Consider the following 12,956-nt stretch of genomic DNA (forward strand, 5'->3'; position numbering starts at 1 on the left):
TGACGTTGAGACTACGAACCATCATCTGCTCCGCGGGTGGATTCCCCACGTCGAATAACGCATGTTTATTAATAAAATTTAAATTACTTAAGTAGCATACTAAGAGTCTGTTTGTAGATGTCAGGCGCTGATTTCCTGGGTTTCAAGGCGGACCATGCGGCGGGACAGGATGGAGATGAAGGCGATCTCGATGAAAGCGACGAGGTGAGCCTCTGTCCGCTCAAAGATAGTATTCAACCAGCGGTAGCGGCTAATCCAACCGAGCGAGCGCTGGACGACCCACCGAACCCCCTCCGGAATGAAGGATCCGCCGTGGCCACCGGCGCTGGGTTGGATGGTGATGCCAAGCACTTCGCCAACCTTGGACAGCCGCTGACCGCGATAGCTGAGATCACCCAGGGCGGTTCCCTTGAAGCCACGGCCGGCAAGCTGGTGCAGCACCGGGACGATGCCCTTGCTGTCATGCCTGTTGGCCGGCGAGACGTCGATCGCCAGCGGGAAGCCGTACTTATCGACGGCAAGATGGATCTTGATGCCCTTGATTTTCTTGCCGCCATCGAAGCCGCGCGTGAAGCAGGTCGACGCCGACTGACAGGAGCGGCTGTCGATGATGACGGCGCTGAGTATCGGTTTGTCGCCGCAAGCCTGCCGCCAAACCAGGATCAAGCGGTCGAGCAAGCGTCGCCACAGGCCGACCTGGGTCCAGCGGGCAAAGAGCGTGTACAGCGTGCCGAACGCAATGCCGCACAGCAGGCCGATGGCGCGCCACTGCAGGCCGCAGAAGCAGACACACCAGATCGCCATGATCGCTCTGCGCAGTGCCGCTCCGGTCAATAGCGGCTTGGGCCCGGAGCGGGTCGGCAGGCTGCCGTCCGCTGCCATCGCCGCGAGCTCCACCAGCACCGCATCGACGAAGGCATCGACGTCGGAGAACGCATCCCACGAGCCCGGAGACGTCTTGGCGGGGGTGAAGGCGGTGCCCATATGCGGCTGATCCGGTGGCTGTTGACGAAGGCTGCAGATATACTCTGCCGCCCTTCCGCGCGTCAGCCCTCATTCTCCTCAAAGTAGCATCCCGATCAGCATCGGCTGGCGCGACCCGTCTGCGAACAGTTTCTACGACCTCGACCGTAACCGGATCGGCCGCCTCTCCTTCGACGCGCCCGAGGAGGCCGCCGCTCATTTCGAGGCGTTCCGCGCGGCGTTCTGAACGCCGGCCAGCGGCTAGCCGGTCGTGTCCAGGGGATGGACGGGACGATGGTGCGTCGTCAGCAGATGCCGCCGCGCCACGTCGCCGTACCCGCGATAGACCAGGTTTTCGTTCTCCGCGATCAGCCGCGCCCGGTCCCGACGGTAGGCCGCCGGAATCTCGTACCAGGGCAATCCTGGCCGCTGGTGGTGGACCACGTGGAGATTGTTGTTCAGGAACAGCAGGCCCAGCACCGGCGCGTTCTCGACGATCGCCGTGCGGTGCGACACTTCGGCTTCCGCCCTGTGCTCGGCGAAGGATCGGATCAGCGTCAGGCTGAGGCCGGGATAGACGTACAGGGCCAGATAGGACCAGGGGGGAATGCCGCAGACGCCCCAGGTCCACGCCAGCACCGCCGCGACGCCAATCGCGTGCGGGATCCAGATCCGCCAGGCATCCCACTCGCCTCGCGCCAACGCGCCGGCCTCGGCGGTGATGAAGCCGACGATCGACAGGGCCGGCCCAATCAACACCCGGCCCACGAAGGTGTTGTTGGCCTGGATCAGCGCCCGGCGCACCGGCCCCATCCCGCTCCAGGCTTCACTGGTGACGTAGAAGGACTCCGGGTCGCGGCGCGGGTCGGTCAGGCCGTCGCCGGCGTGATGCGCCAGATGGCTTTCCCGATAGCGGGCGAAGGGAAGCCACAGGCCAAGGGGCGGAAATCCGAGGGCGGCGTTGATCCGCGGGTTCCGTGTCGGATGCCCGTGGATCAGCTCGTGCTGAAGCGACATCTGCCACGCGATCAACCACGCCCCCAAGGGAAGCACCTGCCACCACGACAGCCGCGCGTGCCACCAAGTCAGCAGACACCAGCCACCGAGGATCGCCGCCGCCAGAATCCAGGTTGGGCCTTCGAACCGTCGCCACATCGCCAGTACCCGCACCATGTCTCCCCCCAGGGTCAAGCATCAACCCCAATCAGATTGTATCCATCGAATTGGTCGAGTTTCAGGCGGCGGCACCAACCGGAACGTCGCCCCGGACCGTGGTGCGGTAGAGCGTCCGGCGCAGGCCCGGCGGGCAGCCCGTCGCCAAATGCTGGGTCGATCGGTTGTCCCACATGACCAAGTCGTGGGGACGCCACTGGTGCCGGTGGATGAAGCGGTCCTCGACCGAATGCCGGAACAGCGTCGCGAGCAGGGCGGCGCTTTCGTCCTCCGGCAGTCCGACAATGTGGGTGGTGAAGCCCTCGTTGACGAACAGCGCCTTCCGCCCATTGGCCGGATGGACCCGCACGATTGGATGGACGACGGGTGGCACCCGGTTGGCCTGCTCGGCGGTCAATCCCGGCCGCAGCGCGCTGGCCGCCTGCTGCTTGCGGTTCCGCGCGCCATAGTCGTGGACGGCTTCCAGACCGTCGATGCGACGGCGCAGATCTTCCGGCAAGGCGTCGTAGGCGCCGAACATGGTGGTGAACAAGGTGTCGCCACCCTCGGCCGGCAGTTCCTGGGCGTGCAGCAGCGAGCCCAGGCTGGGTTCCCGCAGATATGAGAGGTCCGAGTGCCAGTACCGGCCGGCGTCGGCCAATCCGATCGGCTTGCCGTCCTCGATCACGTTGGAGACGATCAGGATCTCCGGATGGCCACCGAGGTGGAAATGATGCTGGACGTGGATTTCCAGCGGACCGAAGCGGCGGCTGAACTCGATATGCTGGTCCGGCGTGATCCGCTGGTCGCGGAACACCAGGACCTGACGGTCCTCCAGTGCCGATCGGATTTCCGCGAAACCGGCGTCGTCGAGTGGCTGCCCGAGATCGATGCCGGTGATCTCCGCGCCCAGGACGTCGGACAGCGGGCGAATGGTCAAAGTCATGTGGTCTTTCCTCGAAGCGGTTCGACTATTCTTGATTGAAAACGGAGGCGGTTCAGCTTCCGGGATAACCATGCGTGTCGGGCAGGAAGATCTCCTTCCAGTCCGCCGGCTTCACCTTGATCTGGCCGATCCGATACTGGAACTCGGCGAACTTCATGACGTTCTCCGGCACCGTGGTGAAATGGACATCGGGATCGGTGATCATCCGCTCGACGAGTGCGGGCTTCAGCTTGGAATTCTCCGCCCGGATGTAGAGTTCGGCGGCGGCCTTGGGGTTTTGCTTAATCCAATCGTCGGCCGTCTCCAGCGCCGTCAGGAAGGCGCGCGTCGTCTTGGGGTTCTGGGTGGCGAACTTACCGGTAGCGTAGATCACGTTCAGGGTGTGCGGACCCCCCAGCACGTCGTAGCTGCTCAGCACCCGACGGATCGCCGGGTTCTCCAACTGCTGGTATTGGAAGGGCGGGGTCGTGAAGTGCGCGGTGACCTCGGAGCGGCCGGACAGCAATGCCGCCGTGGCATCGGGATGCGGCATGCTGACGGTCAGTGCATCCAGCTTGTTTTGCTGGCCGGCGCCGAACGCCTGCTCCGCCGCCATCTGGAGCATGATCGCCTGGATGCTGACCTTGACGGCGGGCAGCGCGATACGGTCCTTCTCGGTCAGGTCCTTGATGGATTTGACGTCCGGGTTGCTGGTGTTGAGGAACGAGGGCAGGGCCGCCAGAGCCGCCACCGCCTTGACCTCCAGGCTGTCGCGGGTCTTCGCCCACAGCGTCAGCATCGGGGCGACGCCAGCCGACGCGAAGTCCAGGCTGCCCGAGATCAGCGCGTCGTTCATGGTGGCGCCACCGCTGAACTGGTTCCACGTGACCTTCGGTTCGGGCAGGCCGGCCTCGCGGGCGAAACGCTCGATCAGCCGCTGCTCCTGGATCACCATCAAGGGCAGGTAGGAGATCCCGAATTGCTGGGCGACCCGGACCTTGGAGACCTCGGAGACCTCGGCCGCATGGGCGGGAAGGCCACCCGCCACCATCAATGCCGCCGCCGCCGCCATGGCCATGACACCACGCCGGGAGAATTGTACAAGATAACTCTGCTTTTTCATCCCTATTACTCCGCTGATGCTAGTATTTTCCTATAACCATCACCGAAACGGATTGTCGAATCAAAAGTACATAAATACACAAAATTTTGTGTTATTAACGCGCGCGGATTCAGGTTCCTGGGGGTGAAACCATAGTCGTCAAGTCTCCAAGATGTTGGAGCAAAGATCCTCGGACCGCCGGATCACGCTTTTCACAGTTGCTCAAACGTAATATGACCTTGGGAAGAGTTTGGTGCCGCCATTCCGCCCTTTCCGGAAAACAATCCCTTAGACTACGTGGCTTTTCAGCCCCTGAAATCTTGGAGGATGTTTCAGCCGGATGGCGCGAGCGGAATACTTTCCATGCTTATTCGCGGATTGAAGACATGACGGAAGAACTAGGGTCCAGACTCAATCATAGCCAGTACGTCACTCCGGTTGCGATGGCGAGGGTTGCCTCGTAGTTTCCGGCGAGTTTGTCATAGCGGGTGGCGATGCGGCGAAAACCCTTCAGGCGACAGAAGACGGCTTCCACGGTCCAGCGGAACCGGTATCTGGGTCAGTACATTATTGGGACTCAGTTATACGGTAGAGATCCCGCGGCCATAATGGCTGGAAGATCAGGGGCCGCAAGCCATCCGGGCCGCGTATGATGTCGGAGCTCCAGACATAGTTGCCGGTCAGGTTGATATGTTCCCAGCCGAGTGGTGACAGGCGCCGCAGAACCTGCTCGTCGAAGCGTTCACCGGTCTGATGGAGGTGATCCAGGGCACGTCCGAGATACCGGGTGTTCCACAGAACGATGGCCGCCGTGACCAGGTTCAGCGCCGCGGCGCGATGGACATGGCTTTCGTGACTGCGATCCCGGAAGCGGCCCAGACGGTGGAACGACACCGCTCGGGCGAGGGCGTTGCGGGATTCGCCCTTGTTCAGTTCCTCGGTGGTTTCCCGGCGCAGGTGCGGATCGCCAATCCAGTCCAACGCCCCCAGTGTGCGTTCGATCCGGCCGATTTCCCGCAACGCCAGCGCCAGCCCGTTCTGCTTGGGATACGCCGCGAGTTTCTTCAGGATGAGCGCGGCCTTGACCTCACCGCCGTGCACCGCGGCCATCACCCGCATGAACCTCGTCCCTGTGGCTTTCGATCAGGCCCCGGTCGAGCCGTTCGCTCAGCAGCGGGCTGAGAACACCGTACCGCGATCGGGGCTCGAAGGCGTAGAGGCGCCGGTCGTTGAGATTGGGAATGCGGGGTAGAAAACGCAGTCCGAGAAGGTGCATCAAGGCGAAGACATGATCGGAGACGCCGGCGGCGTCCGTGCGGTGTACCCGGAGATCGAGCGCGCTGTCGTGATGCAGCAAACCATCGAGTACGTGCCCGGCTTCGCCGGCGGTGGCGGCGATCACCGTAACGTGGAACGGCGCGTAGCGATCCGAGATGTGGGTATAGAGCTTGATGGCGTGATCGCGGCCGTAGTGGGCGTTGACTTCACCAGCCGCCTCACCTGGGCCGCCGAGATGGAAGTGCTGGCCATCGGAGGTCGCGCCGGTTCCGACGCCGAACCAGCGGGCCAGAGGCTCCCGGTGCTGGGCTTCGACCAAGCGCGCCAGGCCAGTTCGGTAGGTTTCCTCCCGCGTGTGCCATGTGGCGATCCAGAGGAACTGCCGGCGTGTCGCGACCGGACACACCTGAGCCATGCGCGTCAGCCCCAGATTGTTCGCCTCGCCGATCAGGGTCGCCAGGAAGGCGCGCCGGTCGCTTGGCGGCCGGCCGGTCTGGACATGCCCGAAGTGCCCGGCCAGGTCCGTCCAGCCATCGACCTCCTCGAGCAGATCCGTGATCCGGATTTGCAGCACCATGCGGTGAAGACGGTCGGTAAGCCGGTCCGCCTCGGGCATCTCGTCGGCGCCGGGGCGACGCAGTTTCAGCTTGCCGCCCTCCAGGGTGACGCCGTCCGCCGATCCCGCCTCGAGCAGCCGGGCGGTGTCGCGCAGGCGGCGGTCGAGCAACTCCATGCGCTCCGCGAGATAGCTTTCGGCCGTCACGTATGGCGGTACGGGCAGGCGCGCGATTGCGGGTGGAAGGGGTGCCGGAACGGATACTGGCGCCAGATACTCATCCAGGGATCGGTACAACCGGGAACCCTGGACCCAGATGTCGCCGGCGCGCAACCGGTCGCGCAGCTCGAAAAGAACGCACAGTTCATAGAAGCGGCGGTTGAGGGCTTTTGAGTCATCGACGACGTGCCGACGCCACCGCCGGGGGACGAAAGTCATGGGAGCCGTGGCGGGTATCACCCGGCGTGGATGGGCCGAGATCTCCCGCAGCAGATCGAGCGCCGTCAGAAGTGGCTGCACGAACGGTGCGCCTTCGAAGGTGAAGGTCGCCAGCAGACGAGGCCCGACCTGCCGGAAGACGGCATGTTCCGGACCAAGATCGGCGATCACATCGGGCGGCGCCGGTCGCAGGAGCTGGCGCAACTGCCGGGCCGAAAGGGCCAGTTCTTCCCAAGGCTGCATCGCGGTCAGCGCGGCGTGGGCATCCTTGCCGTCCTGATGCGCGGCGGCGCCGGAATCGAGGGCGTCGGCCAGTTGCTCAAGCCTTTCTTTCCCGACCGCTCCAGGGTGGCGGCCCGTTCCGCGCCGCGCTTTTCCGAGCGGCGCCAGGCGCGGCCGACGAAGCCGTCGAACATCGAGAGAGCCGCATCGGTCAGATCGGCCTCCAGTTCCCGAACCGTGGCGACCAGCACGGCGCGCCGCCGGGGCGTCGTCATCTGCTGAAAGGCCTGAGCGGTGAGACGCTTGCCCTCGCGCGCCATCCGCTCCAGCCGGGACGCCCATTCGACTGGCCAGCTCATCCTGGAAAGGCCGATCCCGCGCACCAGATCGAGCCGGTCGAGGGTTTCATGAAAGCCCCCGGTGCGCACGCCGCCGGCCGGTTCGCGCAGCCAGCTCAGCCGACTTTGCCGGCGGTGAATCTTATCGGAGAGCAGAGCTTCGAGGCGGGTCGCCTGATCGTCCGATACCGCCTTGGACAACGACTGGCGACGATCAGGTCGGCCGCGTCCATCGCCCTGGCGGCGAGGCGCTCCACCACGGTCACGCCGGGAATGATCATCCGCTGCCGGCGCATCTCCTCCAGCAGGGCGGTCATGACCGCCAAGCCGTCGGCGGTTCGCAACGCGAGCGGCGCCAGCCACGCCTGAAAGCGTGTCCGGTTCGGGTGGGTAAGATCCTGGAACCCGAAGCGGGCCCTGAGCACGGCCAGATGCTCGGATCGTGTCGGCTGCCGGCTTGCGATCCCGGCGATCGCGTCCGGCGAGACCTCGATCTGATCGGCGATGAAGGCGAGCAGCGGGAACGGGATGACTTCTCCGCGGCGCAGGACCCGTCCGGGATAGCGCAGCACGCAGAGCTGCAAGGCGAAGGCGAGCCGGGTCTCAGGGGTGCGGCATCGGAGGACGGCCGCCCGGTCGTCCTCGCTCAGGGAGTAATGTCGGACAAAGGCCTCCTCGGTTTCCGGCAGGGTCAACAAGGCGGTGCGCTGGACGTCGGTCAGGGACAGGCGGGCGGGCATTGCATTTCTCCCTTTGAAGGCTGGCACAGGCTTTCACAAAGGGCTTGCCATGAAACAGGCGAATGGAAGAGGTTTATGCAAGGCTGAACGTCAAGCCCGGCGCGGGAGAGCTGGAAGCTTCCGGAAACGAGCGTTTTCGAAAGGGCCGGGGCTGTGCTTCTTGGCTATCTTCGCGTCTCCAAAGGCGATGACCAGAGCACCGTTCCTCAACGCCGTGCCCTGGCACAAGCCGGCGTGGAAAAATTCTTCGAAGAAACCGCATCTGGAGGCCGGTGGGACCGCCCGGAATTGCACCGCCTGCTCGACCAGCTTAGGGCGGAAGACGTTGTCGTGGTCTGGAAACTCGACCGCCTATCCCGCTCACTGAAGGATCTGCTCGCCATCATGGAGCGGATCGAGGGCAAACATGCCGGCTTCCGGTCGTTGACGGAAGCTGTCGACACCACGACCCCGGCCGGGCGTATGATGATGCAGATGGTCGGCGCCTTCGCCGAGTTCGAGCGGGCCATGATCGGTGAGCGAACCCGGGCCGGTCTGTCGGCGGCGCGAGCCGAGGGCCGGATCGGCGGTCGCCGACGTAAGCTCAACCCCGTCCAGCAGGCCGACATTATCGACAACGTTCTGTCCAGCCGGAAAACCGCCGCGCAGATGGCCCGCCTCTACAACGTCAGTGAAGCAACCGTCTCGCGTCTCATGGCCGTCCATCGGCAAGCCGTGCTGCCACGGTAGGTTCCGCAACTGGATGGCAGAGGCAGCAGACGCGCTCCCACTGGAACAGACTGGAAAGAAGTGTTCCACAAGGCCGCTCGATAGTCCCCTTGCACGAGCTATGTCCCGGTAATCGGTGTAAAATCATTTAGGCAGGGATCTCCGCCCACCAGTCCCCGGCCAGGGATTCGGAAAAACAAAGAAATCCGACCTCTGTTGTCGGTGTGTTGACTGAGATCATGGGAGGAAGCTTCGATGACCGATCAAGAGAACCGGTCAAAGGAGGATCGCACCCGAATGAGCGCTCTATCCAGCTTATCAGCTGGGCGCTTCAAGAAATTGCCCGCGCCCAACGGTGGCAGGGCGAGGCGCTGTACCGGTGGATCGTAGAAGAGTGTCCAAGCGGCGAGGTTGCGCATCGATGACGTGGACGTGCCAGCGCTACCATGTAGCGATGCTGAGTTCCTGACGGACTGCACGCGCCTCAAGTTCCACCTCACCGCCTACGATCGGAGGACGGGCGCGGTAGACAAGAAGGCCGCGTTGGATCGGCTCTCCCAGGGAGCCAAACAGCGCCGGCCCCCAAAGATCGGGGATATCATGGACATGAAACAGCGCGATCCGTGTCGTCTCAGTCCACGATTGCCCCAACTTGTTCAAGGTGTCACTTACAGTATCTATGGTGAAGCGAGCCCGTCTCTGCATCGCGGCGGGACTTGTGTCGCTTTCCGCGACGATCCTGCCGTCTGACCCGATGTCGGCCTGCCCGGATAGAAGGAAGGTTGTTCCTTTAGCCGTCGCAGGTACAGTGTAGCTGAAGGCGCACATTGAAGTCGTGGCCGGCGGGTGAACGTCGAGCGCGATGTTGGATCGACATACGCAGCTATAGTTGCCAAAGATCAGGTTCCATTTGCGCAGTTGCTCGAGATATGGAACGTTGAAGCTGGACCACTTGTCAAAGCTCAGTGGCTCCGGCACACGCAGTTCAATGCCGCAGAAGGCCTGTACCGGTCGGCCAATGCTCTTTAGATGGCCTTCAATAAAGCTGTAGGCCTGTTCGATCGGCACCCACGGCTGAAGTTCCGCACGAACCACCTCAAAGCCCTTATCAGGGACAATGCCTGAACAGTAGGCGACACCACCCGGCAGGATTTTATAGGCACCTGAACTGTTTTCAAACAGCCCGTCGGATCGGGGGGTGATGCCTCTATCATTGGTCATGGCGAGCCTTCTCTGGAAATTGCATGAAAGACGTCCTGGCCGGCTCCATGGAAGTGGGCCGTCACTGACTACAGGTCATCAAGGGCCGAAGGATCAAACCAGTTTGTGAGCGACAGACCACCGTCAACGACGAAAGCTGCGCCGGTGACATAGCCGGATATGCGGTTCGACAGCACGGCCAGCGCCATCGGCGCGAGATCGGTGCTCCGGCCCAGCCGTCCAAGAGGAATATGCCGCTCCAGCGACGGATCCGCCACGAAGCCGCCGGCGGCGATCGCGCCAGGTACCAGGGCATTGACCCGGATCCCAAAGCGCCCCAGGGTCTTGGCCAGTTCCTTAACCAACATCGCCAGGGCTGCCTTCGAGGTGCTGTAATGCGGCAGGTTTCGCGGGGTGCCGGCGTGCAGCGACGTGATGATCAGGAACGATCCCGGCTCGCGCACGGCGATCAGGGAGCGCGCAAGTCCACGCGCCAGGCGGAAGCCCGCATCGACGTTGACGGCGCGCATGCGCTCCCACGTCTCGTCGGACACCGCCAGCACGTGATCCGCTTCGCGTCTGGCCGGTGCCGCGCTGTGTACGAAATGGGTCACGCAGCCAAGCGTCGATCGTGCGTGAGCAAGCAGCGCTTCACATCCCTCGCGACTGGCCAAATCGCCGACCCAGGGCACAGCCAACTCCGGATGCGCCGAGGAAGCAATCGCCGCCGCGACCTTCTCCTCACTCAGATCGGCAAATATCGTGCGAACTCCTTCGCCGACCAGCGCCTGCGCGATTGCAAGTCCGATACCGTTTCCCGCGCCCGTCACGAGAGCGGCGTCCCGGTCAGAATTGAAGGGCTTATCGAACACGCTCATGAGAGATCCATAGAGAGTTGAGGATGCTTCGACACCATGGTTTCGTCAGTTGAACGTCCAGCCGGATCACTTTGCTTACAGGATGCCAACTCGTTCATCCTGCCTTCATCGCGGCAACGCCCAGTTGGCCTTTTTTCCGATGGATATTCGACGAAGGCGGAGCCAGATCGGCAACGCGGCGGAACAGGCCGGGATCGATCGGACGCTTATCCCTCGAACTGGTGATAAACCTTGGCAATCACCTTCCAGCCACCACCGAGCTTGATGAGCGTGAGGAAGTCGTTGTAGTCGGCACCGATCGCGTCCTTCTCCATGTCGATGCGCACAACCGCCGTCGTCGGCGTGATCGCGAGGACGTCGAGCCGTGTCCTGATGTCGGGCGCGGTGCCGTTCTTCTCGACGAAGTCATAGAGGTTCCTGATCGGACCGCCGAGCAGCTCACCATTAGTGAAGCCGTACATCACGGCGTCCTTGTGGAAGGCCTCCGCGATGCCCTCTGGGCTTCCGATGCGCAGACCCTCGACATATCTGGTGGCGGTCGCGATGACGTCCTCGAAGTTCTGAGTGGGTACGGCCTTGATGTTCTTCGACATGGGTATTCTCCTTGGGTGGTGATGGTGAGAGCGGCCCTCGAAAGGGCACCGCCGGCTTATTTCGCGAAAAGCTGTTCGAGGCCTTTGAAGGCCTTCATCTCGATGGCGTTGCCTGACGGATCGCGGAAGAACATCGTGGCCTGCTCGCCCGGCTCTCCCTTGAAGCGGACATAAGGCTCGATGTCGAAGCGGGTGCCGGCGGCGCTCAACCGATCAGCGAGCCTCTGCCAGTCTTCCATCGCGAGCACGACGCCAAAGTGCGGAACCGGCACGTCATGGCCGTCGACCGCATTGGCGCCGCTATCGTCACTCCCCTTCGCAGGCACGAGGTGGGCCACGATTTGATGGCCATACAGGTCGAAGTCGATCCACTCGGGGGCGCTACGTCCCTCCGGACATCCAAGCACCTCGCCATAGAAGGTGCGGGCGGCGTCGAGATCGTGGACGGGAAAAGCGAGATGGAAGGGCCGAAGCGACATACCTGGATCTCCTTTGACAGCGGAACTTGCTTGACACACTGCTACATCGCGGGTGATCTGCAGTAAAGCTGACCATTACTGCTTTCAATCATCAGGAAAACTGCTCTTGGATACGAACTTTGCCGCTACCGTGATCGCTGTGATCGAAGAAGGTTCGATTGCCGGCGCTGCCCGGCGGCTGGCTCTGACCCCGGGAGCCGTCGCATTGCGGATCAGGATGGTGGAGGCGGAGCTGGGAGCGACGCTCATTGGAAGAGCCGGACGGCGGATCGCCCCCACGGCCACGGCCGCCCGGCTGCTAGCGCCGCTACGTGCACTGGTGACCGGAATTGCCGATCTTAAACGGCTTGCGGCCAATGAACTGGATGTCACCGGCGAATTGCGGCTGGGGACAATCGCGACCGCCAGCACGGGACTGCTGCCGCCCCTCCTGCGCAGGCTGACGGAGCTGCACCCGCACTTGGACATCTTCATCGAACCTGGAACTTCGCTCGAACTCTGCGAGCGAGTGCTGGACGGAGCCCTCGATGCCGCGATCGTGGTCGAGCCGCCCGCAGCACTCCGCAAGGCGGAACTTTTCACGCCTTGGTTGACCGAACCGCTTGTGCTGATTGCACCGCCCGGTACCAGCGAAACCGATCCGCTGGCGCTGCTGCGCACCGGGACCTTCATCCGCTATGATCGGGGCAACTGGGGCGGCCGCATCGTGGACGCCTATCTGCGTCGTAGCGGTATCGTCCCACATGACCGCTTTGAGCTGGATGCGCTCGATGGCATCGTCGCGTTGGTTTCGGCTGGACTGGGCGTCGCCATCATTCCGGATTGGGTAGGGCCGCACCCGCAGGGCACGGCTGTCACTCGCCTGGCGCTGCCAGCGCCAATCCCTGTCCGTACCGTCGGTCTCTACAGCCGCAGTGTGTCGGCGCGACAGGACCTGATCGCACTCGTAACCTCTACCTTTCGAGCCAGCATGACCTGCCCTAAAGGCGAGGCCACCTCACTCTAGATGTACCGGATCGACGAGGAAAACCGGTCACTGGTGGAGTTGCACATCCCAAATTCTGGTGGGTAACCAAAGCTAGCATCGCATCGCATCACAACTCACTCGCGCGCTCTGAAAAACTTTGATAGCTCTAGACTGCGAAGTCGTCCCCCTGTTTGGGAAGGCTGGGCGAAGGAAGCGGGCACAAGTTGGTGAAAGCAACTTCTAAGTGCGCGCATTCATAGACATTCTGTCGGCTTTGATTTTACTCCGATTACCGGGACATAGATCGTGCAAAGGGACCATCGGGCGGCTTCGTGGAACACTTCCTGCCAGGGGTGACGTCATAGAACGATGCTGTTGGCGAATTCGCTGAGGCGGCGGGTTGAGGTCAGATCAGCG

At 62.9% G+C, this 12,956-nt stretch carries 14 protein-coding genes and 1 pseudogene; 2 read left to right on the plus strand and 13 right to left on the minus strand.

From position 1 onward, the window contains the following. Nucleotides 1-120 precede the first annotated feature (120 nt). The 9 genes and pseudogenes from N825_RS34755 to N825_RS40675 all read right to left on the minus strand — a co-directional run bounded on the left by N825_RS34755 (nt 121) and on the right by N825_RS40675 (nt 7,714). Nucleotides 121-984 (minus strand): IS5 family transposase, encoded by an 864-nt coding sequence (locus tag N825_RS34755; RefSeq protein WP_051514168.1) that lies wholly within the window; start codon nt 982-984, stop codon nt 121-123. Between the two features lie 240 nt (nt 985-1,224). Next, nucleotides 1,225-2,136: a fatty acid desaturase gene (locus N825_RS34760; RefSeq protein ID WP_037461871.1), complete on the minus strand. Its 912-nt coding sequence runs from the start codon at nt 2,134-2,136 to the stop codon at nt 1,225-1,227. A gap of 61 nt (nt 2,137-2,197) precedes the next feature. Next, nucleotides 2,198-3,061, minus strand: coding sequence for a TauD/TfdA dioxygenase family protein (locus tag N825_RS34765; protein ID WP_198039063.1), 864 nt, complete (start codon nt 3,059-3,061; stop codon nt 2,198-2,200). A 52-nt stretch (nt 3,062-3,113) separates the two neighbouring features. Then, nucleotides 3,114-4,163: an ABC transporter substrate-binding protein gene (locus N825_RS34770; protein ID WP_198039064.1), complete on the minus strand. Its 1,050-nt coding sequence runs from the start codon at nt 4,161-4,163 to the stop codon at nt 3,114-3,116. A 394-nt stretch (nt 4,164-4,557) separates the two neighbouring features. Continuing rightward, nucleotides 4,558-4,695: pseudogene (locus N825_RS38445) on the minus strand (IS5/IS1182 family transposase); the annotation flags it as partial. A 14-nt stretch (nt 4,696-4,709) separates the two neighbouring features. After that, the gene (locus tag N825_RS40660; RefSeq protein ID WP_245613329.1) at nt 4,710-5,261 is read right to left on the minus strand and encodes a transposase; all 552 of its coding nucleotides are present in this window, start codon (nt 5,259-5,261) and stop codon (nt 4,710-4,712) included. Further along, the gene (locus N825_RS40665; protein WP_245613330.1) at nt 5,230-6,657 is read right to left on the minus strand and encodes a Tn3 family transposase; all 1,428 of its coding nucleotides are present in this window, start codon (nt 6,655-6,657) and stop codon (nt 5,230-5,232) included. The genes N825_RS40660 and N825_RS40665 overlap by 32 nt, the downstream gene beginning before the upstream one ends. A 5-nt stretch (nt 6,658-6,662) precedes the next feature. Further along, complete coding sequence (locus tag N825_RS40670; protein ID WP_245613331.1) at nt 6,663-7,175, minus strand: hypothetical protein; 513 nt, start codon at nt 7,173-7,175, stop codon at nt 6,663-6,665. Continuing rightward, nucleotides 7,091-7,714 carry a DUF4158 domain-containing protein gene (locus N825_RS40675; RefSeq protein WP_037461877.1) on the minus strand — a complete coding sequence of 208 codons (624 nt, stop codon included), beginning with the start codon at nt 7,712-7,714 and terminating at the stop codon, nt 7,091-7,093. Before N825_RS40675 ends, N825_RS40670 begins: the two co-directional genes overlap by 85 nt. Before the next feature lie 153 nt (nt 7,715-7,867). Here N825_RS40675 and N825_RS34785 point away from each other — a divergent pair, with 153 nt between their 5' ends. Further along, on the plus strand, nt 7,868-8,443 hold the full coding sequence (locus tag N825_RS34785) for a recombinase family protein (RefSeq protein ID WP_037461881.1): 576 nt from the start codon (nt 7,868-7,870) through the stop codon (nt 8,441-8,443). 420 nt (nt 8,444-8,863) lie between these two features. On the opposite strand, the gene cnbZ is transcribed toward N825_RS34785, so the two are convergent. The 4 genes from cnbZ to N825_RS34805 form a co-directional block, all read right to left on the minus strand. Next, nucleotides 8,864-9,643 carry a 2-amino-5-chloromuconate deaminase CnbZ gene (gene cnbZ, locus N825_RS34790; protein WP_037461884.1) on the minus strand — a complete coding sequence of 260 codons (780 nt, stop codon included), beginning with the start codon at nt 9,641-9,643 and terminating at the stop codon, nt 8,864-8,866. Between the two features lie 68 nt (nt 9,644-9,711). Further along, nucleotides 9,712-10,500: an SDR family NAD(P)-dependent oxidoreductase gene (locus tag N825_RS34795; protein ID WP_037461887.1), complete on the minus strand. Its 789-nt coding sequence runs from the start codon at nt 10,498-10,500 to the stop codon at nt 9,712-9,714. A gap of 206 nt (nt 10,501-10,706) precedes the next feature. After that, nucleotides 10,707-11,093, minus strand: a complete 387-nt coding sequence (locus N825_RS34800) for a nuclear transport factor 2 family protein (protein WP_037461889.1) — start codon at nt 11,091-11,093, stop codon at nt 10,707-10,709. 56 nt (nt 11,094-11,149) lie between these two features. Continuing rightward, entirely contained in the window at nt 11,150-11,572 is a 423-nt protein-coding gene (locus tag N825_RS34805; RefSeq protein ID WP_037461892.1) for a VOC family protein, read from the minus strand. Nucleotides 11,573-11,678: 106 nt separating this feature from the next. Here N825_RS34805 and N825_RS34810 point away from each other — a divergent pair, with 106 nt between their 5' ends. Then, nucleotides 11,679-12,578 (plus strand): LysR family transcriptional regulator, encoded by a 900-nt coding sequence (locus N825_RS34810; RefSeq protein WP_037461896.1) that lies wholly within the window; start codon nt 11,679-11,681, stop codon nt 12,576-12,578. The last annotated feature ends 378 nt before the right edge of the window (nt 12,579-12,956 follow it).

This window comes from Skermanella stibiiresistens SB22 (genome assembly GCF_000576635.1).
In the GTDB taxonomy this organism is placed as follows: Bacteria; Pseudomonadota; Alphaproteobacteria; order Azospirillales; family Azospirillaceae; genus Skermanella; species Skermanella stibiiresistens.